This is a genomic window from Nonomuraea sp. 10N515B, from assembly GCF_052245915.1.
Lineage (GTDB): Bacteria > Actinomycetota > Actinomycetes > Streptosporangiales > Streptosporangiaceae > Nonomuraea.
The window spans coordinates 40,856-62,296 of record NZ_JBQQBQ010000028.1 but is presented as its reverse complement, the minus strand read 5'-3'; the positions used below and the strand labels follow the sequence as shown (position 1 = coordinate 62,296).

Sequence of the window (21,441 nt, the reverse complement as noted above, 5' to 3'; positions counted from 1 at the left end):
CGTGACGAAAGGCGATCATGACTCGAGCGTTCCTGCAGTCGGACGATGTGCGCGACCTTGTGGCGGAACAGTTCGGCGCTGGTCGGCGACTGACTGCGCTGGACCGACTGACCGGCGGCAGTAAGAAGGGCGTCTACCGTCTCGGTCTGGACGACGAGACGACCGTGATCCTCTACGTGTGGGCGGCCGGGGAGAACTACTGGCCGCCGTCGCCGGCCGTCCCTGATGACCCGTTCACCGACGCGTCTGGAGCGGAACTGTTCGCCATCAACCACGCGGCCCTGGCCGCCGCGGGTGTGCGAACCCCGCGGCTGCTGATGCTCGACCGCGACAGCCGCTACCTCGATGCCGACGTCGCACTGGTCGAGGACGTCGGTGCGGTGAAGCTCGAGGCGTTGATGGACCATGACCCGGCCGCGGCTGCCATGCCGCTGTCCACGCTCGGTGACGCCTTGCGCCGCATGCACACCACGCTCGGCCCGGAGTACGGCAAGCTCGCCGCTATCAACCGCGGCGAGGCGTCCCAGACCCGACGCACCGAGGACATCATCATGGACCGGGCGCTCGGCCACCTCGACGCCGTGGCGGCCCGCGACGCCCGGGTGGAGGAGGCGCATGACCGGATCGCCGGACATGTGCGTCATCTTCGTGGCGCGGTCACGGCACGCGAGGCGTATGGGCTGGTACACGGCGAACTCGGACCGGATCACGTGCTCATCACGCCGGCGGGCGAACCCGTCATGATTGATTTCGAGGGCCTGACCTACTTTGACGTCGAGTGGGAACACGCCTGGCTGCAGATGCGCTTCGGCGAGGCATATCCAGTGCTGCGTCCAGTCGATCTCGACCCCCACAGGTTGGAGCTCTACCGGTACGCGCAGGTGCTGTCGCTGATCGAGGGCCCGCTACGGATCGCGGACACCGACTTCCCCGATCGGCAATGGATGCTGAAACTAGCCGAGTGGAACATCACCAAGGCGCTGGCCGCCGTCTGACGGCTCGGCTCTGGGGAGAGGCCGGAACAGCTGCACGGAACCAGTCCGGATCCTGCTGGTTAACTCGCGACACGCGGCTGTAGGTTCGTGACCTGAGTCTTTGACGTCCGAGATCATGCGGTGCGCGGCCGGGGGTTTCCCCTCCTCCCGGTCGTGGATGGGGTGGTCGGTGTCGATGCAGCCCCGGTCCTGGCCGGAACCGGACCCGGTGATCGCGGCGATCCGGTCGATGTATCGCGGCAAGCGGCAGCCGCCGCTACCCGTCCGGGTCCGGGATGAGCTGGGCGAGTTGTTCGCCGACGCGGAGTTCGCGGCTGCGTTCGCAGTCGAGGGTAAACCGGACTGGTCACCGGGCCGGCTGGCGTTGGATGATCCCGGCTTCGACGCGAGTGTTGTTGAGTGAGTTCCGGACTCGGGTGGTCGCCCACGGCCTGGAGGAGAAGGCTCTGGACCTGCTGCTGGCCAAGCTCGCCGGCAAAGGCCTGATCGGGGCGGGGGGCAAGCAGCGTACCGACTCCACCCACGTGATCAGCGCGGTCCGAGACCTGAACCGGCTGTTTGCAACAACAGGTCGCAAGGTTGCAACGTTCACACGTCGCGGCGCGCGCGGAGCCGACACGAAGCTGGTCACATGCTCAGTAAGAGATCGCTTTTTGCCACGTCAAGCTCTGGCGGGGGGAAGGAGTCATGACGAGGGTGTCGTTTCGGCGGCTGCTCGCACTGATCGCCGCCGGCTGTCTCACTAGTGCCGCGTGCGCCACGCAGTCCGCCGCCCAGCCCCAGGCACAGGCACAGGCGCAGGCACAGGCGCAGGCACAGGCGCAGGCGCAGGTGGCGCCGAAGCCGCAGCCGTCGATCGTGAAGCTGGACTCGGGCCGGATCCGCGGTCTTGATGACGGCACGGTCAGGACCTACTCCGGGATTCCCTTCGCGCAGCCGCCCGTGGGCGCGCTGCGGTGGAAGGATCCGGTGCGGGTCACACCGTGGAAGGGCGTGGCCGACGCCACCAAGCCCGGCCGGCAGTGCACGCAGATGGAGGCGGGCAAGCAGATCGGCGGGGAGGACTGCCTATACCTCGACGTCACCGCTCCGGCCAAGCCGTCGCGCAAGCGGCTGCCGGTGATGGTGTGGCTGTACGGCGGCGGTTACACCACTGGCGCCGGTTCCTCCTACGACTCCCGGCGGCTGGTCGACCAGGGCGAGGTGGTGGTGGTGACGCCCAACTACCGGCTCGGGGCGTTCGGCTACCTCGCACTGCCAGGACTGGCCGGCTCGGGCACGTTCGGGCTGGCTGACCAGCTCGAAGCCCTGAAGTGGGTCCAGCGCAATGCCGCGGCCTTCGGCGGCGACCCGGGCAACGTGACGCTGTTCGGCCAGTCCGCCGGCGGGATGAGCAGCTGCGCGCTGCTGACCTCTCCGGCCACGCGCAGCCTGATCGACAAGGCCGTCATCCAGTCGGGGTCGTGCATGCTCGATTGGGTGAGCGGCACTTATGTCCCGATCCCGGGCATGCCGTCGTTCACGCCGTACAGCTCACTGAAGGCCAGCCAGGGCACCGGCCTGGCCGCCGCAGAGAAGCTCGGCTGCGCGGCGGGCAAGGAGCTGGAGTGCCTGCGGGCCAAGCCGGTCTCCGAGCTGATGAAGGTCAACGACAGCTTCGCCAGCAATCTCGCGTACGGCACGCCACTGCTGCCACTCGACCCGCCGCAGGCCCTGCGCAAGGGCAGGTTCCTGCGGGTCCCGATGATGTCCGGCGGTACCAAGGACGAGGGCAACGGCTTCATCTCCGGCGCCGCCCAGGCCGGGTACCCGGTGACCGCCGAGAACTACCCGCAGCTGATGCAGGGCGCGTTCGGCGAGCACGCCGACACGGTGATGCGGGAATATCCGCTGAAGGACTTCGCATCCCCGGGCCTGGCCTGGGCGACGGTGGCCAACGACCGCGCCTGGGCCTGCCCGACCCTGGAGGGAGAGACGGCAATGGCCGCCCGCACCACGGTGTACGCCTACGAGTTCGCCGACGACAAGGCGCCCAACATCAGCAACATCTCCTCCGACTTCCCCCTGGGCGCCCAGCACGCCAGCGAGCTGCCCTACCTGTTCGACCTGGGCGGCCGGCCGTGGCACGGCCTCACGCCAGACCAGTGGCGGCTGGCGGACCAGATGATCGGCTATTGGACCTCCTTCGCCCACACCGGACGGCCTCGGGCCGCGGGCGCACCCGCCTGGCCCGCGTTCACCCCGTCCGGCCAGACCGTCCTCAGCCTGAAGCCCGCGGGACAGGGCGGCATCGGCCCGGCCGACTACCGCGGCGAGCACCGCTGCGGCTTCTGGAGCGGACTCGTCGACTGATCACGCCATCCTGATGACCCCATGCTGATCAGGCTCTGATGCCTGGCCCCGGCGCGGGCCAGGCGTCACTGCCGCACTATGGTGGACGGGCGCTGTGACAGACTATGAAGGCGTGATCAGGGTTCTGCTCGCCGACGACGACCCGATGGTCCGCCGGCATCTGAGGACGATCCTCGGCTCCAGTACGGACGTCGAGGTCGTCGGCGAGGCGCGAGACGGGGCAGAAGCGGTCGAAGAGGTCCTGCGAAACCGGCCCGACGTGGTGCTGATGGATCTGCGGATGCCGGGCGTGGACGGCATCACCGCGACGAGGGAGATCGCGGCGCTGGCCGCGCCGCCCACGGTCATCGCGCTCACGACCTTCGACTCCGACGAGCACGTGCTCCGCGCGCTGGAGGCCGGAGCAGGGGGTTTCCTGGTGAAGACCACCCCGGCGGAGGACCTGCTCAACCTGGTCAAAGTGGCGGCCGATGGCCATGTGGTGATGTCGCCGAGCGCGGCGCGAAGTCTGGTCGCCCAGTCATCCAGAGGCGACGAGCGGCGCGACCTCGCGCGGGCACAGGTGGCGAAGCTGGCTGAGCGCGAACGCGAGGTGCTGGTCTGTCTCGGTGAGGGGCTCACCAACCCCGAGATCGCGGGGCGGTTGTTCCTGTCGGAGACGACCGTCAGAAGCTACGTCTCCCGGCTCCTGGTCAAGCTCGACCTCACCCACCGCACGCAGGCCGCCCTCCTTGCCCACCAGGCTGGACTGCTTGACGAGTCCAGTTAGCACGACCCACGACAACCGGCCGCCACCCGCGTCTTCCCGACGCTCGCGGCGGCCTTCTGAGGTGCCCGCTGTGCGTACACCAGCACGTCTGTCCAGGCCGGAGCTGAGCGTCCGCGACCGAAGGACGCTCCTCATGGCCGCCACCGGCGCGGCCGCGCTGTGCGCCGTCGCCCAGATCGTCCTGTACCTCGGCACCGAGCACACTCGCGATGGCGGTTCCCTCCCCGAGCTGGCCCTGAACCTCCTGCTCGACGCGTCCTTGCCGCTGGCGGTCCGCTTCCCGCGGACGGTGGGAGGGCTGGCCGTCGTCGTCACGACGATCTCCGCTCTCGGTGTCAGCCTCGCGCCGGGCGTGGTGACGCCGCGGGTCGACCCGACCGTGACGCCGCTGGCGGCCGCGATTGTCGTGTCGTTCCTGGTCTACCTGCTGCCCTGGCGGCAGGCGTTCGCTTTCGCCGCGGTCCTGGCACTGCCGGCGATCCCGATCTGGTCTCCCACATGGGAGAGGCTGTACGTCGCGCTGTCGGCCACCGCACTGCCCGCGCTGGTCGCCCTCTATCTGAAGGCCAGGATCGAGCTGGTCCGGGCGTTGCGCAGGCGGGCCGAGCTGGCCGACTCCGAGCGCCGCCTGCTCGCCGAGCGGGCGGAGACCGCTGAACGGCAGCGCCTGGCGGCCGAGATGCACGACATCGTCACCCACCACGTCACCGAGATCGTCCTGCACGCCGACGCGCTGCGCGTCACCACGCGCGATGACGACACTCGCGCTGCGGCCGAGCAGATCCGGCAGGCCGGTACGCGTACCCTCACCGAACTGCGCGACCTCATGCGCGTGGTCACGACGGGGGTCAGGCCGGCGGCCGCCGAGCGTCCCGACGACGACACCGGCGGCGACCTGGCCGCGCTGGCGGCCGCCGACGATGCGGCCCTGAACGTCCAGGGCGATCCCGGTACGGTGCCCGCGGTCGTGGCCCGTGCCGTCTACCGCGTAGTTCAAGAGTCGCTGACCAACGCCCGCAAGCACGCCCCCGGCGCGCCGGTCTCCGTCACCATCGCTTACCCCGGCGACCGGGCCGACGTGGAGGTGCGCAACGCACCGCCCCGGCGCGCCGCCGACCCCATGCTGACCAGCGCCGGCTCCGGAATGGGCCTGACCGGACTCAAGCGCAGGGTCACCCTGCTCGGCGGGACCTTCAGCGCGAGAGACGACGAAGGAGGCTTCACGGTCACCGCAAGCATCCCCACCTCCGCCAGAAGGAACGCTAGCGCCCCCTGACCCTGACATTCACCGGCACTATCCACGGGGATCCAAGGATCCCTTCGGCAGTCTTCTTGCCACGAGCAGGCCGATGTGCGCCCGGCACGGCCGCAGGTCCGGGTCCGTTCATGATGCGGGAGCGCAGCCTCGCGGGCCTACCGGACGTCGTCACGGCGACGGTTGCGTCCGAAACGTGCCAGTGCCCGCTGCTTCACCACTGCTTGGCTGTGTTCGCAGTCCACTCGCACCTGCCTGAACGGGAACGATGTCTACCACCACGCTCGCCCGGCCCCGCTCGCCCTTCATCAGCTGGCTCGCGGTCTCCTCGCTCATGCTGGGCATCTTCTCCATCGTCACCAGCGAAATCCTGCCCATCGGCCTGCTGACCGCCATCGGCGCCGACTTCGGCATCTCCGACGGCGCCACAGGGCTGACCATGACACTGCCCGGCATCGTCGCGGCGGTCGCCGCACCCACCGTCACACTGACCACCGCGCGCCTGGACCGCCGCGTGATGCTGTGCGTCCTCATGGCGGTGCTTGCCTCCGCCGACGTGCTGGCCGCACTGGCCACTTCTTACTGGGTCATGCTGATCTCCAGGGTGCTCGTCGGCCTCACCATCGGCGGCTTCTGGTCCATCGGGTCAGGGCTGGCCGCCCGCCTGATGCCGCCGCACGCCGTCGGCACCGCCACCGCTGTGATCTTCTCTGCCGTGCCGCTGGGCTCCGTGCTCGGCGTACCGGCCGGCACCTTCATCGGCAACCTCGCCGGCTGGCGAACCGCCTTCCTGGTCCTGGCCGCGCTGGCCATCCTGGTCCTGGCCGCCCTGCTGACGCTGCTGCCGCCACTGCCCGCCCACCAGGTCACCAGCACTCGCGTCCTGCTCGACCTGCTGCGTACCCGGGGGGCCAAAACCGCCCTGCTGGCCACCTCCCTCATCGTCTTGGCCCATTTCGGCACCTATACCTACGTCACGCCCTTCCTCCAGGACGTCACCGGCCTGCATCCCGCAGCCGTCGGCGCCGTCCTGCTGGCGTACGGCGTCGCCGGAATCGCCGGCAACTTCCTGGCCGGCAAGGCCACCGCCACACGCCTGCGAGCCGCTTTCGCAACCTGCGGCTGCCTGATCGCGGCCACCACCCTGCTGCTGCCCTCGATCGGCGGCACAACCGCCGGCGCCGTGGTGTTGCTCCTCGTCTGGGGCCTGGCCTACGGAGGCGTGCCCGTCTGTTCGCAGGCATGGTTCATGACCGCCGCCCCTCACACGCCCGAAGCCGCCACGGTCGTCTTCACCTCCTCCTTCCAGGCGACCTTCGCGCTCGGCGCGTTCCTCGGCGGACGCGTCGTCGACGCCTTCTCGGTCTCCACCGTGATGATCTGCGGCGGGCTGACCGCTTTCCTCATGGCGGTATCCCTATGGTCACTGACCCAATCCCGCTGAGCCGGCGCCTTGCATCCCCGCAGCCGACAGGAGCCACAACCAAGCCGGAGCGGGAGAGCTTTGCTCGGAAACTGTACCGGCCGACCGGTATAGTTTTGGGTATGCCACGACCAAGCTCGAAGGACCGTCTCCTCGACGCCGCCGCTGACGTGCTGCTGTCGCAGGGAGGTGAGTCGCTCACCCTCGAAGCCGTCGCCAAGCGGGCCGGGGTCTCCAAGGGCGGACTGTTCTACCACTTCCCCACAAAACATGCCCTGGTCGGCGCCATGGTCGACCGGCTGACCAAGGCCTTCGAGGACGCGCTCGCTCAGGCGGGCACCCACCCGGGCGACTTCTTGCGCGCCTATGTCGAGGCGACCATCCCCGAGCGGCACACCACCGACACGGTGCCTGCCGACCGCGTCACCGCTGCGCTGCTTGCCGTGATGCTCGTCGACCCGGCGGAGCTCGAGCCGTTGCGTGAGCGGTTCGCCGCCTGGCAGGCCAGGCTCGCCGACGACGGCATCGACCCCGCAGCGGCGACAGCCGTACGGCTGGCCGTGGACGGATGGTGGGCGGCCAGGCTGCTTGGGCTCGGCCCTCCTGGACCTGACCTGCATGACGGGACCCGCCGCTACCTGATGGAGGCTATCGACCGTGCTGCGCGCGACTAAGGGCCTGATGCTCGTCACGGATGTCGGCTTCGTGGTCTATTTCGCCGTCACCGGGCTCGGGCTGATCCCGCTGGAATGGGCGTTCGCTGACTACGCCAACCCGCTGATGGTCGACTGGAACTGGTCGTTCCTCTGGATCGACCTGCTGGCCAGCGTCACCGGGCTGACCAGCCTGTGGCTCCTGCGCCGCGGCAGGGCGAGCGGTCCGTCACTGATGCTGGTCTCGCTGGTGCTGACCATGGCCTCAGGGCTCATGGCGATCGCGTTCTGGACGTTGCGGGGAGACTTCTCACTCGCCTGGTGGATACCGAACCTCTACCTCATGCTCTTTCCCGTTCCCGGGATCATCTGTCTGACGAGCCAACCCGTCGGGAGTCGCGCATGATCTTCAAGAGTCTGCTGACGAAAGGTTTGGCAGGCGAGCGCAGGGACAGGGATCGTCAGGCTCTAACAGAATGATCTCTCAGGGCGTCGCGACGGTACGGTGTGCCGATGGCAGACATCTACGAACTCGTGCTGTCGGTGGACATTCGTGCTGACGTTACTGACGACGAGCTTGCCGAGCTGCGGTGGCATGTGGGACAAGGGGCACGACCTGAGCGACTGCCGATTGGCACTGACAGATACGTGGAAACCTATCCGCTCGGTGATCCCGACGACCCCGACTGCGAGTGGGAAGACGCGGAGCCAGCGCCCGTGTTCGCGCAGCGCGGCGCTGCCCGGCGAGTGGGAGGCGCGCTCGTCGCCGAGTTGGCCGCGCGAGAGAGTGCTGCGATCGCACCACTTGCTCTCTTGAACGGGCGGATTCGCGTGCCGGAAGACATCGAATCGCATGCCCCGCACTGGGAGGACCCTGAGTTGTGATCAGCCCACCCCGCGACATGCGCCGCCGCCCGGAACAGGCACTACTAGCGGCCGTCAGATGATGGCGACCCGTTCGCGCGGGCCCTGTCCTTTGGGCGGTGGGAGTCGTGCGTACGGCGCGTATCGGCGCCGTAACGTAGTCCGTCGATGAGGAGCGCGACCATGCGCTGGCTGTACGCGACGCCCTCGTCCGCCACGGGCAGGCACAGATGGGAGACGGCGTACAGGAGCTCCTTGGGGCTGATGTCGGCGCGGATCTCGCCGGCGGCGGCGGCTGCTTGGAGCAGTGACCCGAGGGCGGGGCCGAGGCGTTGCATGAAGTAGCCGGGCAGGGCGTCGAATGCCGGGTCGCCGGAGTGCAGGGCTGTGGCGAGTCCGCGTTTGGCCGCGAGGAACTCGGTGTAGCGGTGGAGCCACTTGGCCAGTGCCACCACCGGCTCGTGCGCTGCGGCCAGCGCCGGGGCGGCGTCGGCGCAGGCATCCACTTCGCGCTGGAACACTGCTTTGACCAGGTCCGAGCGCTGGGGGAAGTGCCGGTACAGCGTTCCGACGCCGACGCCGGCCAGGTCAGCGATCTCTTTTGCGGGGGCGTCCACGCCTGAGGTGCCGAAGACGGTCTTGGCTGCGTCAAGCAAGGAGTCGATGTTGCGTTGCGCGTCGGCGCGCAGCCGGCGCGGCGCTCCTTCGCGCGCGCTCGGACCCGCCGGGGCGATCGAGTCGTCCCTGGTCGGGGTGGTGTTCTCGGTCACGTCATTCCCTCGCTTGCTAACCGGAAAGGCTTTTCGGATAGTTCCGGAATAGCTTTCCGGTTCAGAGTATGGCATCGACAGAGTGCTCACCACACTTCGACCACAACTTCAGGCGACGCCGCCTGGGCGGATGCCCATGGGACATCCGCCGGCACCGTAGTCACCCGGTCGCGGTCGGCTTGCTGTAACTGCGGTCAGGCGCCTAGTGGCGCGGCACGTAGCCGAACATGAACACGTTCGGCGAGCCGCTCCCGGTCGTGTTGGCCCTGGCCAGCGCGGCGTTGGCCGCGGCGCTGGTGCCCGCCGCGCCGTAGTAGAGGGACATCGATCTCGAACTGGCTGGTCGACAATCCGATTCTGCCGCAGCTGGCCGAGGCACCCCCGCATCTCGATCAGCCCCTGATCAACCGGGTCAAGATTCTCTATGGGGGCGCACCAAATCCTGCCGGTGATTGTTCGGTCTCGACGCGGTATCCGCTGGCCTGGGTCGCGAAGAGCCGGGCGTAGGTGTCGCCCGCCGCGATGAGGTCGTCGTGGGTCCCGTGCTCCACGATCCGGCCGTCGGCGAGCACCACGATGAGGTCGGCGTTCCGTATCGCGCCGAGCCGGTGGGAGATGAGCAGGCTGGTGCGCCCCGCTCGGTGCTCGCGCAGCCGCCGGTGCACTTCGTACTCGGCCGCCGCGTCGAGTCCCGAGCTGGGCTCGTCGAGGATGAGCAGGTCGCGGTGTTCGCGTACGAGCGCGCGGGCCAGGGCCAGCCGTTGCCACTGCCCTCCGGAGAGCACCATGCCGGCGTCGTCCTCGGGCCCGAAGAAGATGCGGCTCAGCATGGTGTCGTAGCCGTGCGGCAGGCCGCGCACGATCTCGCCGGCTCCCGCCATCTCGGCCGCGGTCCGGATCCTGCCCGGGTCGGACAGCGTTTCGAGTGCGCCGACGCCGATGTTCTCCGCGGCGGTGAGGTCGTAGCACATGTAGTCCTGGAACAGCACGCCCATCCTGGCGCGCAGCTCGGCCGGCGGTACGTCGCGGATGTCCGTGCCGTCCCAGAGGATCGTCCCGCGGGACGGGTCGTAGAAGCGGCACAGCAGCTTGATCAGCGTGCTCTTGCCGGCCCCGTTGAGCCCGACCAGCGCGACCGACGCGCCGTGCGGGATCGTCAGGTCGACTCCGCGCAACACCCAGGGGAGGCTCTCGTCGTACCGGAACCAGACGTCGCGTAGTTCGATGCCGCGCCGGAGTGCGGGCAGGGCCGTGGGCTTCCGCGGCGGCGGGAGGTCGTCGGGCAACGACATCACCCGCTCGTGGTGGTCGAACAGGAGCAGCGCGTGGCTCGCGTTGGCCGCGTTCTCCACGGTGGTGATCAGTGCGGCCTGGGTGCCGGCCACGGCCGCGGCGAAGGCCGTGACGTCGCCCAGGGTGAGCCGGCCGTCCAGGGCGGAGTACGCCGCCCAAACCAGCCCTGTGCCGCTGACCAGGGCGGACAGGCCCGCCAGTGCCGACTGCGTGATCGCCTCCCGCCGGTCCAGCCGCCGCTCGGCCACCTGCATGGTGGTCAGCTCGCCGATCACCCGGCGCCTGAGGAAGTCGCCGAGCCCGAAGAGGCGTACCTCCTTGGCGGCCTGCACGTCCGTGATCAGCGAGGAGTAGAAGATCTGCCGCCGCGCCGCCGCCGACTGCCCGGCGATCATCTTGGCCCGCCGTTTCTCCAGGGACATTCGGGCCGCGAGGGTGGGCAGCGCCGCGACCGCCACCAGCCCCGCCATCAGAGGGCTCAGGACGGCCAGCGCGCCCAGCAGCCCGGCCAGCGTGATGACGTTGCGAGCGAGGTCGAACAGGCCCGAGGTGAGCGGCCCCATCGCGTTACCGGTGGCCTGCGTGGCCATCCGCAGCTCGTCGAGGAAGGCGGGGTCCTCGAACCGCGACAGCCCCTGGAACCCGTTCACCCTCGTGTACAGGCGGTCCTGCAGGAGGAGGTCGAGCCGGCGGTCCGACTCGGCCCGCAGATATCCCGTGACGTGCGGCAGCACCCCGGCGGCCACCCCCAGCACGACGAGGCCGGCGGCCGGTCCCAGCACCTCCGTGGGAACACCCGCCGCCAGCGCGTCGATGAGCTGCTTCGTCGCCCACACGGTGCCCGCGGGCACCAGCCCGGCCGCGATGGTGGCCGCCAGCTGGGACACCGCCAGCACCGGTCCCGCCCGCCAGCACAGTAACCCCAGGGTGGCGGCGCGCCGCAGCCGACCCGAGATCATGCCGCTGGCGCCACGGCGGTGAGCTCGGCGAGCTCCGTGTCCGCGGCCACGACCCTGCCGTCCTGGTCGACCCGCAGGAACGTGGGGAACGCCTCGACACCGAGGTCACGCACGATACGGCCGGCCTCGTCGCCCGTGATCACGTTCGACACCCCGCCCACCACGGCGACGAGGTCGTCGACCTTGGCACCGTCGCCGTTGACGACCGCCAGGGCGGGCTGCTTCCCCGCCGCCTCGGCGAACTCCGGCGCGCGCTCGTGACACGTGCTGCAGCCGACGTCGAAGAATCCCACCAGCCGGGCACCCGCCGCGGCCTCGGGCAACGCGCGACCGACCAGCACGCGCGGGTCGTACGGCATGAGCATCGAGTGCCCGGCGAGGCGCCCGAGCTCAGCCGTGTGCTCGCGGAGCCGGCGCAGCAGCGCCAACATGAGCACCAGGTTGAACAGGCACAGGACGCCGAGGAAGACCACGGCGGCAACCAAGAAGGGCATCGGACAACCTCACTTCAGACGGTGAACAGCTCCATCAGGTCGTCGAGGCGCACCACGAGCAGGGCGCCCACACCGGCCGCGACGAGTGCGAGGACGACACCGGCCGGGTTCGGCGCGGACGTGCCGGCCGTGATCCACGCGGCGAGCCCGATGCCGCCGACGGCGGCCAGGACGAGGTTGCGCACCACGTGTACGCGGCCGAGTGGTGTGGCGGAGGCGCCGAAGCACCGGCACGGTGCCTGCCGTCCTCCGCGCAGGGCGGCGAGGATGCCGCCGGTCAGGACGGCCAGCGTCCCGACGGCCGCCGCGAACCCCAGCGGCACGGTCCACGGCAGCGCCAACAGGAGTACTGCCACGGCCTCAGCGGCTACGAGGGCATACGCGGCGACCACGGACATGCCGCGCGGGAGCACCCCGAGCGTCACGATGGAGGCCGTGAATTCGTCGAACGCCGTGCGGCCACGTACCTTCCCCACGAGAGCGATCGCGAAGACGGCGGCCAGCAGGGCGCGACAGGCGATCATGAGATACAGCACGTCATCACCCCTGCCAGGCCTGGCGGCGGGGTTCGCCGCCAGGCCCGCGTGTTCTGTCTAGCCGCCGCAGATCCTGTACGCGTAGCAGGACCCACAGCGGGTCGTGCCACCCGCGGTGGTGCAGATCTTGCGGAAGTCGGAGCGCTCCCTGCAGTAGCAGTGGACGTACCATTCGGCGGCCGCCTTCGCGGACGCCTTGGGCACCAGCTTGTCGAGGATCCGGTCGCCGAGCCTGCCGAGAACAGCAGTCATGGTTCGCTCCTTTCGTAGCGATGCGGTCAGCCGGAACCTATGTCGGCGGCATACAGCGCCCCATACAGCCGGGCTACAGCGGGGCGGTGAGCAGCCGTTCCAGCACCGGATCGGGCCGCGTCGCCGGATCGGCGAACAGCTGCGCCGCCTTCGCCTCGTCCGCCGTGGAACGCGGATCCCCGAGGGCCGCGCGAGCCCTGGCGAGCTGGCGGAGGCCGGCGGCGCGCCCGTACACGTCGCCGATCTGGGCGGTCAGCTCCAGGACACGGGCCAGATCGGCCACCGCCGCGGCCGGATCACCCTGCCGCAGCCGGATCTCGGACCTGCTGAGCAGGACCTCCCACTGGTCCTCCCTGTTGCCGGTCTCCTCGCAGCGGGCCAGCGCCTCCGCCAGCACCGACAGCGCCTTGTCGCGATGGTCGAGCAGGCAGTGGGCGCGGCCGAGCGCGGCGAGCGTGATGCTCTCCCCGTACAGGTCGCGGTCGGCCCGCCGGATGGACAGGCACCGTTCGAAGCGGTCCGCCGCCTCGGTGTACCGGCCCAGCCGGAGCAGGACCTCGCCGAGATTGTGGGCGACCAGCCCGACGCGGTTCGACCCGTGCGCCTCGAGCAGCCGCAGGCCCGCGGTGATGTGGTCGAACGCCGGCTCGAGGGCGCCGGTCTGCATGCACAACCAGCCGAGGTTGTGCAGCGCCAGCCCTTCCTCCTTACGCTCGCCCAGCTCGCGCCAGAGCTCGAGCGCCCGGCGCAGCAGGCCGTACGCCGCCTCCGTCTGGCCGGATCTCCACTCCACCAGCCCCAGCGTCGAGAGCGTGGTCGCCTCCGTGACGCGGTCGCCGTCACGCCGCGCGACCTCGATGGACAGCCGCGCGATGGTCTCCAGCTCGCGCCAGTAGCCGCTCTTCATCGCGATGGCCTTGATCAGGGCCATCAGCTCGCCGACGAAGCCGCCCGACCCGTTTTCTGCGGCCTGTACGGCTGCCGCGACGAGGCACGGCAGCTCCGTCTCCAGCCACCGCACGGCCGCGACCGGATCCCGCAGGGCCGAGCCGGGCTCGGCGGCGTCGTCGCCGGTGGGCAGCAGGTGTGGTTGCAGCAGTTGCTGCAGCCTGCGGCAGCGGTACAGATACCAGTCCAAGGCCCGGCCGACCGCCAGGGCACGCTCCTTTGGCTCGTCATGGGCGGCGGCCAGCTCCGCCGCGAACAGCCGCAGCAGGTCGTGCATGCGGAAGCGGCCGTCGGCGACCGGCTCCAGGAGCCGCGCGTCGGTCAGCTCGTCGAGCGCGGCCTCCGCCGTCGTCTGGTCGACATCGGCCAGCGCAGCGGCGAGCTCGATGCCGATCTCGGGCACCTCCAGCACGCCGAAAAGGCGGAAGGCGGCCTTCGCGGTGCTCGTCAGCGTGCCGTACCCCACCTCGAAGCACGATCGCACCCGTAGGTCGGCCGCCTGCAGCTCGTCCAGCCGCCGCTGCCGGCTCGCCAGCCGCTCGCCGAAGCGGGCGAGCGACCAGTCGGGCCGGCCTGCCAGCCGCGCGCCGGCGATGCGCAGAGCCAGCGGATGGTGGCCACACCAGCGGGCGATCTCCGCCGCGGCCTCCGCCTCGGCGGTCACCCGCTCCGGGCCGGCCAGCAGTGTCAGCAGGCGCATCGACTCCGCCTCGTCGAGCATGCCGACCGCGATCGCCACGGCGTCCAGAGTGGTCAGCGCGGCGCGGCTGGTGACCAGTGCCCCGCAGCCGCCGCCCGCCGGCAGCAGCGGCGCGACCTGGGCGGCGCCGACGGCGTTGTCGAGGATGATCAGGACCCGCCGGTCGGCCAGCAGCGACTGGTAGTGGGTGGCCGCCTCCGCCGGCGCCACGGGTACGTCGCCGGGCGGCACGCCCAACGCGCGCAGGAACCGGCCGAGCACCTCGTCCGGCGGCAAGGGCGGCAGACCGGGCGTGGATCCCTGGAGATCGACGTAGAGCTGGCCGTCGGGATAGTGGTCGGCCACGCCGTGCGCCGCCTTCAGCGCGAGCGCCGACTTGCCCGCCCCGCCGGGGCCGTGCAGGATCACCACGGATGGGACCGCTCCGTCGGGGCCGTGCGACGTGCCTACGGACGGGACCGCTCTGCCGGGGCCGTTCGACATTGCCGCGGACTCGCCCGCCCCGCCGTACAGGACGGTGTGCAGCCGGGTCAGCTCGGCCGCCCGGCCTACGAACACCGTGGGCGCCCGCGGCAGCATACGGGGCCGCGGGCGACCGTCGTCGGCCGGCGCGACCACGATGTCACGGTCCGGTGCCGGCAGAGTGGTGTCCCTGCGCAGGATCGCCTGATGCAGCCGCCGCAGGTCCGGCCCGGGGTCGATCCCGAGCTCGTCGGCCAGGACCCGGCGCGCGGCCCCGAACGCGTCCAGCGCGCCGGCCACGTCGCCGCCGCGGTACAGGGCCACCATGAGCTGACCGTGCAGCCGCTCGCGCAGCGGATATTGCCCGATCACCTCACGCAGCCGCGTGGCGGCCGTCGCGTTCTTACCGAGAGCGAGCTGAATGTCCGCGTGTTCCTCCACCACCCCCAGGTAGTGGTCGGTGAGGCGGGCGACCACCTCGCGCAGGGTGGGCCCCAGCGGCACGTCCTCGGCGGCCGTCCCGCCCCACAACGCCAGAGCCCGGGTGAAGGCCTCCTCGGCGGCGCTGAGGTCCCGCCTGGCCAGCGCCTGGCGCCCGCGTGCGGCCAGCGCCTCGAACTCGAAGAGGTCGAACTCCTCCGGTCCGACCCGTAACCGGTAGCCGACGTCCGAGGTGACCAGCCGTTCCTCGTCCGGTAACAGCTTGCGCAGCTGCATCAGGTAGGTACGCAGGTTCGCCACCGCGGAGCGGGGCGGCCGCTCGTCCCACACCTCCGCCACCAATGACCTGATGGGTACGACGTGACCGGCCCGGGCCAGCAGCAGGGCGAGAACGGTACGTTGCTTCGGCGCCGTGATCCGGACAGGCGATCCATTGACCTGGATCCGCATCGGGCCGAGAAGTCGGAACCGCACGATCTTTACAGCGGCGGTCCGCCCAACCGGCGCAGCGCGACGCCGAGCAGGCGATCGGCGTCGAAGAACCCGCGCTGCCGGGAATCGACGCTGTCGGCGTTGTCACCGAGGACGACCAGCGCGCCGGCGGGCACCCGCGTCACGCTGTCGTCGATGCCCGGCGGCACCGGATCCCCGGGTAACGCGACAGCTCGCTTGATGTTCCACTGCCGGCCGTCCGGCCCCGGCGGCCCGAGCTCGACCGGGGTCAGCGGCGGCTCGAGCACGACCACGTCACCCCTGCCGACCTGGTCGATCCGGCGCCTGCGCACCAGCACCCGATCGCCATCGGACAGGGTCGGAACCATGCTCGTCCCTTCGACGGTGACCACCACGTAGCGCCTTCGCGCCCACAGCGCACCCGCTATCGCCACCAGTACGAACCCACCGATGATCAGCTTCATGGGCCTCTTCCGCGGTCGGCCTCTGTGAGGGGTGATTCCTTCCGCGAAACGATCTCCGTTGGACCAGGACCGTGTCAAGGCGCTGCACGACTCCGAAAACGATCACTTCCTCTTCTCACAGCCCTTCGGAGGAGCGGGCCGCTCCGCGGTCCAGCCCGACTCTGGAGCCGTGGCGGTGAAGGTCACGGGGTCGCCCTTGGTAGCCCAGACGGCCGTACGGGTCGCGTAGGAGACGAAAGCGAGCGTGGAACCCGTTCCGGGGTCGAGGAGCGTTCTTGGGTAGGTCGGCAGCTCTCCGCCCTGCTTGTGGTCGTAGACCAGTGTGTTGCCGGCCACGCCGAAGTCCACGGACAGCGCCGGCCTGCCCAGCGGATCCGTCACGGTGCCCACGACTTTGGTGCTTGGCAGTCCGGCCAGGAAGCGGATGAGCGCGGCGCGCTGGTCGGGACGGAGCGGCAGGTTCAGGAGGTTCGTGGTCACGGGTAGGAACTTCTCGAAGGGGTCCTTGAAGCCGCGCTCGTTCCAGACGCTGTGGTACGCGCGGAGCTTCTCCTTCAGACGAGCCTGGTCGGTGGGAAAGGCCGCCAGGTCTGCCATGGTCAGAGTGGCGACCGTGCGATCAGCCAGAGTCCCTCCGGCAGTGGCATCCCACTTGTAGGAGCACTGCCGTGGCTCGTCGGTGAACGACACGTAGGGGCAGCGCTTGCCGTCCTCGCAGGGGAGCTTGATCCGGCGCGGGCTCCCGGCGGCTCGCCAGGCACGCTCATCCGCGGCCGTGGCCGGACGGGCGATGGGTTCGGACCACGACAACGTGACCCTCGGGTCGTCCGGGTCACGTGACTGCCAGATCTCCTGGCGCGTGGACGCCACATGGGTAAAGCCGCCCGTCTCCAAGTAGCTCCCGTGGATCAGCACCTGCCGCCAGTAGACGCCACTCTCCGCGGGCAGCTTCTCGATCTTGTCCGCCAGGTCGAACAGCGCCTGGTTGGCCTTCGGGGTGAGCGCGACCGGTGCCGGCGTCAAATACGCCACCAGCGAGAACACCAGCGTCACGATCGCTGCCGTGGCCATGGCGGCCGCCACGGTCCAGGTCCACGTACGCCGCCTCACCGGGCGGCGGACGGGCGGACGGGTCAGGCGGGCCCGGGCCCGGGCGACGACCTCGGGAGACGGGGGCCGCGCGTCGGGCAGGGCGCGGGCCAGCAGGTCCAGCTCATCCATCGGAGTCCTCCTTCAACGGGTTGACGTCGCCGAGTGCCCGGCGCAGCTGCTTGCGTGCCCGATTCAGCCGGGACCCGACGGTGCCGGCGGGGATGCCGAGGGCCTGGCCCACCTCGGCATGGCTGAGCCCGCCCAGCGCGACCAGCAACACCACATCCCGGTCGCCCCGCTTCAGCCCGGCCAGCGCGCCGGCCAGCGGGCCGGTGAAGCGCGCCGCCGTCACCCGGTCGAGCACCTCGTCCTCGTGGCCGCTGCCGTCACGTTCGGCTGTCCGGCTGATCGCCTTCCACCGCCTGATCTCGGCACGTCGGTGTCGCGCGACGAGATTGGTGGCGATGCCGTACAGCCAGGGCCTGACCGCACCGATCGCCGGGTCGTAGCCGCCTTGCAGGGCCGCCACGAACACCTCGGCAGCCAGATCGTCGGCCACGTCCTCAGACAACCGCCGGGCGATGTAACGGTGGATCTCGGCGAAATGCGCGTCGAAGAGATCAGGAGGAAGCTCTAAGCGCCGCCCTGCCCAGGTACGCGTGTTGTGCACTATCACGCCCGTTCTTGCCCGTTCGACGGAAATGCTTTCACGCCCCGGCCAGGGTTGAGGCGGCAACGATGGCGCGCCCTCAGGCATCGCCCCGATCCCCGGGCATCGGCTCGCCGGTGCCGCTTCCGCGGTCGTCGAGCACCAGAGCGGCACGACCGTTGACGGTGTACCGCAGGTGCGTGACGGCAGGGGTGTGGACGACCCTGTTCGGCGTCAGTTCGATGGCCTCCTTGCCGGAGAGGTCGAGATCGGCGTCGAGGAGGCGCATCCCGGTGCCGAGCACGACCGGCACGACGTGCAGCTCCAGCTCGTCCAGCAGGCCGGCTTTGATCACTTGGCGGAGCAGACTGCCGCCCCCGGCGATCGCGACGTTCTTACCGTTCGCCGCCGCGCGGGCCTGCTCTATGGCGCCGGCTATGCCGTCGGTGACGTACGTGAAGCTAGTGCCGCCTCGGCGTACCAACATCTGGCGGGGGCGGTGCGTCACGACGAACACCGGCGCGCGGAAGGGCGGCTCCTCCCCCCAGGGGACCTCGCCGCCGTCGGCCATCCGCCGGCCCATGACGTACGCGCCGGCGGACGCGAATGACTCGGCGATGATGTCGGAGTTCGTGTCCTGCACGCCCCCGGCGAAGCCCTGCCGCTCGCGCCACGCCATCGCGTCGATCACCCAGCGCGTGATCCGGAAGAAGCCCGCGGCCTCTGCCGAGTCGATCCAGCTTCCGTCGCCGCTGTGCCGTGCGCCGGCGTAGAAGCCGTCCAGGGACACCGACATCTGTGCCGTCACCTTGGTCATCTCGCTTCGCCTCCTTCTCTGGCGGCGCCCCGTCCGGGCCCGCTCACCAGAGGGTCGAAGCCGGCGGCCTCTTCTCTACATCATGGTGAGGAGGCGCTAGCGGTCATCGCCTCCGTCAGTACGGAGGCCGACGTCGTCCTCGATCGGCAGAGAGGCGCGATCTGGGACAAATGTGCACATAGTGGCCCTTGTTGCTCTTGACTGCGCGTGTAAGGTTCTCAAAGTGCCTGACCAGCATTCGCGATGAAGGTGATGCGCATGTCATATCCCTCCCATGATCGCCATGATCACCGTCCACGATCGGGCAGGCCGTCGGTCAATCCGGCGCGGGTGTGGGGAGGCGGCGTGGCCGCCGCCGTGGTGGCCGCCCTGATCGTGGTGGTCGGAGTCATGATCAGCAAGAGGCTCCTGGGCATCCGCGTCCTCACCCCCGATGGGGCTTCCGCGTACGGCACCGCGGCGACCACGGGATATGCGATCTCGGCCGCGGCTGCCGCGCTCGTCGCCACGCTGCTGCTCTACATTCTCATGCTGTCGACTCCGGAGCCGGCCAAGTTCTTCGGCTGGATCGCCGGGCTCTTCACCGTCCTCATCACGATCCTGCCGTTCATGTACGACGCCGGTCTCATCGAGCAGATCGCCACGGCCGTCATCAACGTCGTCATCGGCATCGCCATCGTCTCGCTCCTGGCGTCGATCGGGCGCACGGCCCTCGAGGAAGCGCCGGATCCGGAGCCGTATCCGTACGAGCAGCCTCGGGGGTATGACCCCCGAGGGTATGAGCAGCAGCGGAGCTACGAACGACCCCGCGAGCGCCGAGACTTCGACCCGTACGACTGAGTCGGCCCACCGCGACCAGGTCATCGAGACGGTCCACCGCCCATGGCGCCAGCGCCGCCTAGGCGTCGCGTTCGTCGTGAGTCGTCAACGCCTGCCACCCACCGCCCGCGGCCGCGTCGGCAACGCCTGATCGAGCGGGTGGTGTCTCGGCGTGTGGTGGGTCAGCGCAGGACGGGCTGCACCGGCAAGTCCACCGCTGGGAAGCCGGCTAGGGCCTTGGGAGCGATCGCGGTAGCCCGAACCATGGGAGCACGCTGTTGTCGAAGCGGGTCATGGCGCAGATCCGGTCGCCGGTGAGGGTGAGGACGTAGAGGCCGGTCCCATGGCGGATGCCGGTTGGGGCGCGCAGGTAGGCTCCGAACGCTGGTTGACCGTTGGCTCGGGTTGGAATGAGGTCGAACCTGCGACCTGCGCGGAAGATGCTGGCGCAGAAGCGGGCCACGACGTCTCGGCCCTGGTATTCCAAGGGCATCGGTGGCATCGACATGAAGACGTCGTCGGTCAGAAGGGCCACCAGCGCGTCGAGATCGGCGGATTCCCACGCACGGACGAATTTCGCCACGATCGCATGCTCGGAGCGTGAGCCGCAGGCGGGGGGCGGTTCGCGGTCGTCGGTCGTGGGTCGTCGGTGCTGCAGGCTGGCGCGCGCCCGTTTGAGGGCGCTTTTGACCGACTCGACGCTGGAGTCCAGCATGTCGGCCACCTCGCCTGTGTGGAATCCGAGGACGTCGCGCAGGATGAGCACGGCGAGCTGGCGAGGCGGCAGCACCTGCAGGGCGGTCACGAAGGCCAGGGAGATGGCTTCGGTCTGCTCGTAGCGGGCCTCCGGACTGAGCGGCACGTCGATGGCACCCTCGAGCAGGGCGTCGGGAAATGGCTCGAGCCAGACGACCTCGCCGAGCCGGGTCGGCTCGGGCGGTTCCACCTTGGGCACGTCCCATTCCTTGGCCGGGCGTCGGCTGGCCGACCGGCGCGCATTGAGGCACCGGTTGGTGGCGATCCGGTAGAGCCAGGTGCGCAGCGAGGCACGTCCCTGGAACCCTCCGAAGCCTTGCCAGGCGGCCAGCAGCGTGTCTTGCAGAGCGTCCTCGGCGTCCTGGAATGATCCGAGCATCCGATAGCAGTGCACCTGCAACTCCCGGCGGTACGGCTCGGTCAGTTCCCGGAACGCCTCGCCGTCCCCGGCCCGCGCCCGGGACATCAGGTCGCCGGCCACCACCCTCGCGTCACCTTCTTCCCGCACCTCGTGGCACTTCCATCGTGTACAGACACCGGCCGAAGGGCGAACGGGGCGGCGGGCGCCACTTTCTCGACGTTGCGGTGTCTCCATCAGTGATAGCCGACAACGCCAACCAAGATGCCAATCAAGGAGAACGACGATGGGGAAGATCATCATCAGCGAGAACGTCTCGCTCGACGGAGTCGTCCAGGACCCGACCGGGGAGGAGGGCTTCGAGCGCGGCGGCTGGTTCGGCCAGATAGGGGACAAGGACCGCGAAGCGTGGGCCAAGCTCAAGCTCGACGAGGCACTGGGCACTGAGGCTCTGCTGCTGGGGCGGCGCAGCGACGCATTCTTCGCCGCGCGGTGGCCATCCCGCAGTGGCCAGTGGGCGGACAGATTGAACAGCCTGCCCAAGTACGTCGTGTCCTCGACCCTCCAAGAGCCTAAGTGGAGCAACTCGACGGTCCTCACCGGCGACGTGGTGAACGAGGTCTCGAAGCTGAAGCAGGAGCTAGACGGCGACCTCGTCGTCTACGCCAGCACCCAGCTCGTTCACACGCTGATGGAGCACGACCTCGTCGACGAACTGCGGCTGACCATGTACCCGGTCGTGCTCGGGGCCGGCGAGCGCCTGTTCGGTGAGACCAGCGACAAGAAACCCATGCGCCTCATCAACACCCGCACAGTCGGTGACGGCCTCGCCTTCCTCGCCTACCGACCCGTCCGAGACGCCTAGGC

General features: G+C 69.7%; 23 protein-coding genes. 11 read left to right on the top strand and 12 right to left on the bottom strand.

The genetic code is table 11. The features are described from left to right. Nucleotides 1–17 precede the first annotated feature (17 nt). From ACTWQA_RS33900 to ACTWQA_RS33860, 9 genes are all read left to right on the top strand, one after another. Nucleotides 18–995, top strand: a complete 978-nt coding sequence (locus tag ACTWQA_RS33900) for a phosphotransferase family protein (protein ID WP_443163070.1) — start codon at nt 18–20, stop codon at nt 993–995. A 169-nt stretch (nt 996–1,164) separates the two neighbouring features. After that, nucleotides 1,165–1,398 carry a hypothetical protein gene (locus tag ACTWQA_RS33895; protein WP_443163069.1) on the top strand — a complete coding sequence of 78 codons (234 nt, stop codon included), beginning with the start codon at nt 1,165–1,167 and terminating at the stop codon, nt 1,396–1,398. A 284-nt stretch (nt 1,399–1,682) separates the two neighbouring features. Continuing rightward, a complete protein-coding gene (locus tag ACTWQA_RS33890) occupies nt 1,683–3,347 on the top strand; it encodes a carboxylesterase/lipase family protein (protein WP_443163068.1) in 1,665 nt (554 codons plus the stop codon). Between the two features lie 94 nt (nt 3,348–3,441). Next, on the top strand, nt 3,442–4,116 hold the full coding sequence (locus ACTWQA_RS33885) for a response regulator (RefSeq protein WP_443163067.1): 675 nt from the start codon (nt 3,442–3,444) through the stop codon (nt 4,114–4,116). A 70-nt stretch (nt 4,117–4,186) separates the two neighbouring features. Beyond that, nucleotides 4,187–5,392: a sensor histidine kinase gene (locus tag ACTWQA_RS33880; protein WP_443163066.1), complete on the top strand. Its 1,206-nt coding sequence runs from the start codon at nt 4,187–4,189 to the stop codon at nt 5,390–5,392. A 247-nt stretch (nt 5,393–5,639) separates the two neighbouring features. Then, nucleotides 5,640–6,815 carry an MFS transporter gene (locus tag ACTWQA_RS33875; protein WP_443163065.1) on the top strand — a complete coding sequence of 392 codons (1,176 nt, stop codon included), beginning with the start codon at nt 5,640–5,642 and terminating at the stop codon, nt 6,813–6,815. A 101-nt stretch (nt 6,816–6,916) separates the two neighbouring features. Next, nucleotides 6,917–7,468 (top strand): TetR/AcrR family transcriptional regulator, encoded by a 552-nt coding sequence (locus ACTWQA_RS33870; protein ID WP_443163064.1) that lies wholly within the window; start codon nt 6,917–6,919, stop codon nt 7,466–7,468. Next, the gene (locus ACTWQA_RS33865; RefSeq protein WP_443163063.1) at nt 7,452–7,853 is read left to right on the top strand and encodes a DUF5360 family protein; all 402 of its coding nucleotides are present in this window, start codon (nt 7,452–7,454) and stop codon (nt 7,851–7,853) included. Before ACTWQA_RS33870 ends, ACTWQA_RS33865 begins: the two co-directional genes overlap by 17 nt. A gap of 107 nt (nt 7,854–7,960) precedes the next feature. Continuing rightward, on the top strand, nt 7,961–8,332 hold the full coding sequence (locus ACTWQA_RS33860; RefSeq protein WP_443163062.1) for a hypothetical protein: 372 nt from the start codon (nt 7,961–7,963) through the stop codon (nt 8,330–8,332). Between the two features lie 44 nt (nt 8,333–8,376). Here ACTWQA_RS33860 and ACTWQA_RS33855 read toward each other — a convergent pair whose 3' ends face one another. From ACTWQA_RS33855 to ACTWQA_RS33805, 11 genes are all read right to left on the bottom strand, one after another. Further along, a complete protein-coding gene (locus ACTWQA_RS33855; protein WP_443163061.1) occupies nt 8,377–9,081 on the bottom strand; it encodes a TetR/AcrR family transcriptional regulator in 705 nt (234 codons plus the stop codon). Nucleotides 9,082–9,283: 202 nt separating this feature from the next. Beyond that, a complete protein-coding gene (locus ACTWQA_RS33850; RefSeq protein WP_443163060.1) occupies nt 9,284–9,406 on the bottom strand; it encodes a hypothetical protein in 123 nt (40 codons plus the stop codon). Nucleotides 9,407–9,503: 97 nt separating this feature from the next. Beyond that, nucleotides 9,504–11,333 carry an ABC transporter ATP-binding protein gene (locus ACTWQA_RS33845; protein ID WP_443163059.1) on the bottom strand — a complete coding sequence of 610 codons (1,830 nt, stop codon included), beginning with the start codon at nt 11,331–11,333 and terminating at the stop codon, nt 9,504–9,506. Further along, a complete protein-coding gene (locus ACTWQA_RS33840; RefSeq protein WP_443163058.1) occupies nt 11,330–11,827 on the bottom strand; it encodes a TlpA family protein disulfide reductase in 498 nt (165 codons plus the stop codon). The genes ACTWQA_RS33845 and ACTWQA_RS33840 overlap by 4 nt, the downstream gene beginning before the upstream one ends. 14 nt (nt 11,828–11,841) lie before the next feature. After that, the gene (locus ACTWQA_RS33835) at nt 11,842–12,363 is read right to left on the bottom strand and encodes a MauE/DoxX family redox-associated membrane protein (RefSeq protein ID WP_443163057.1); all 522 of its coding nucleotides are present in this window, start codon (nt 12,361–12,363) and stop codon (nt 11,842–11,844) included. 57 nt (nt 12,364–12,420) lie between these two features. After that, entirely contained in the window at nt 12,421–12,615 is a 195-nt protein-coding gene (locus tag ACTWQA_RS33830) for a hypothetical protein (protein WP_443163056.1), read from the bottom strand. A 73-nt stretch (nt 12,616–12,688) separates the two neighbouring features. After that, nucleotides 12,689–15,640 carry an AfsR/SARP family transcriptional regulator gene (locus ACTWQA_RS33825; protein ID WP_443163055.1) on the bottom strand — a complete coding sequence of 984 codons (2,952 nt, stop codon included), beginning with the start codon at nt 15,638–15,640 and terminating at the stop codon, nt 12,689–12,691. Between the two features lie 5 nt (nt 15,641–15,645). Then, nucleotides 15,646–16,083: a S26 family signal peptidase gene (locus tag ACTWQA_RS33820; RefSeq protein ID WP_443163054.1), complete on the bottom strand. Its 438-nt coding sequence runs from the start codon at nt 16,081–16,083 to the stop codon at nt 15,646–15,648. 102 nt (nt 16,084–16,185) lie between these two features. After that, entirely contained in the window at nt 16,186–17,304 is a 1,119-nt protein-coding gene (locus tag ACTWQA_RS33815) for a CU044_5270 family protein (protein WP_443163053.1), read from the bottom strand. After that, a complete protein-coding gene (locus ACTWQA_RS33810) occupies nt 17,297–17,851 on the bottom strand; it encodes an RNA polymerase sigma factor (protein ID WP_443163052.1) in 555 nt (184 codons plus the stop codon). Before ACTWQA_RS33810 ends, ACTWQA_RS33815 begins: the two co-directional genes overlap by 8 nt. 73 nt (nt 17,852–17,924) lie before the next feature. Beyond that, nucleotides 17,925–18,641 (bottom strand): dihydrofolate reductase family protein, encoded by a 717-nt coding sequence (locus tag ACTWQA_RS33805; RefSeq protein ID WP_443163051.1) that lies wholly within the window; start codon nt 18,639–18,641, stop codon nt 17,925–17,927. 258 nt (nt 18,642–18,899) lie between these two features. On the opposite strand from ACTWQA_RS33805, the gene ACTWQA_RS33800 reads away from it, so the two are divergent. Beyond that, nucleotides 18,900–19,481 (top strand): DUF6069 family protein, encoded by a 582-nt coding sequence (locus ACTWQA_RS33800; RefSeq protein ID WP_443163050.1) that lies wholly within the window; start codon nt 18,900–18,902, stop codon nt 19,479–19,481. 208 nt (nt 19,482–19,689) lie between these two features. Here the strand turns inward: ACTWQA_RS33800 and ACTWQA_RS33795 are convergent, their stop codons facing one another. Further along, complete coding sequence (locus ACTWQA_RS33795) at nt 19,690–20,724, bottom strand: sigma-70 family RNA polymerase sigma factor (RefSeq protein WP_443163049.1); 1,035 nt, start codon at nt 20,722–20,724, stop codon at nt 19,690–19,692. 136 nt (nt 20,725–20,860) lie between these two features. On the opposite strand from ACTWQA_RS33795, the gene ACTWQA_RS33790 reads away from it, so the two are divergent. Continuing rightward, nucleotides 20,861–21,439 (top strand): dihydrofolate reductase family protein, encoded by a 579-nt coding sequence (locus tag ACTWQA_RS33790; RefSeq protein WP_443163048.1) that lies wholly within the window; start codon nt 20,861–20,863, stop codon nt 21,437–21,439. Nucleotides 21,440–21,441 lie beyond the last annotated feature (2 nt).

Bases quoted from the DNA above. Each gene is read 5' to 3' on its own strand.
- ACTWQA_RS33800 (WP_443163050.1), top strand. From the start codon at position 18,900: ATGTCATATCCCTCCCATGATCGCCATGATCACCGTCCACGATCGGGC.
- ACTWQA_RS33805 (WP_443163051.1), bottom strand. From the start codon at position 18,641: ATGACCAAGGTGACGGCACAGATGTCGGTGTCCCTGGACGGCTTCTAC.
- ACTWQA_RS33875 (WP_443163065.1), top strand. From the start codon at position 5,640: ATGTCTACCACCACGCTCGCCCGGCCCCGCTCGCCCTTCATCAGCTGG.
- ACTWQA_RS33840 (WP_443163058.1), bottom strand. From the start codon at position 11,827: ATGCCCTTCTTGGTTGCCGCCGTGGTCTTCCTCGGCGTCCTGTGCCTG.
- ACTWQA_RS33830 (WP_443163056.1), bottom strand. From the start codon at position 12,615: ATGACTGCTGTTCTCGGCAGGCTCGGCGACCGGATCCTCGACAAGCTG.
- ACTWQA_RS33790 (WP_443163048.1), top strand. From the start codon at position 20,861: ATGGGGAAGATCATCATCAGCGAGAACGTCTCGCTCGACGGAGTCGTC.
- ACTWQA_RS33860 (WP_443163062.1), top strand. From the start codon at position 7,961: ATGGCAGACATCTACGAACTCGTGCTGTCGGTGGACATTCGTGCTGAC.
- ACTWQA_RS33850 (WP_443163060.1), bottom strand. From the start codon at position 9,406: ATGTCCCTCTACTACGGCGCGGCGGGCACCAGCGCCGCGGCCAACGCC.
- ACTWQA_RS33815 (WP_443163053.1), bottom strand. From the start codon at position 17,304: ATGGATGAGCTGGACCTGCTGGCCCGCGCCCTGCCCGACGCGCGGCCC.
- ACTWQA_RS33890 (WP_443163068.1), top strand. From the start codon at position 1,683: ATGACGAGGGTGTCGTTTCGGCGGCTGCTCGCACTGATCGCCGCCGGC.
- ACTWQA_RS33845 (WP_443163059.1), bottom strand. From the start codon at position 11,333: ATGATCTCGGGTCGGCTGCGGCGCGCCGCCACCCTGGGGTTACTGTGC.
- ACTWQA_RS33820 (WP_443163054.1), bottom strand. From the start codon at position 16,083: ATGAAGCTGATCATCGGTGGGTTCGTACTGGTGGCGATAGCGGGTGCG.
- ACTWQA_RS33900 (WP_443163070.1), top strand. From the start codon at position 18: ATGACTCGAGCGTTCCTGCAGTCGGACGATGTGCGCGACCTTGTGGCG.
- ACTWQA_RS33870 (WP_443163064.1), top strand. From the start codon at position 6,917: ATGCCACGACCAAGCTCGAAGGACCGTCTCCTCGACGCCGCCGCTGAC.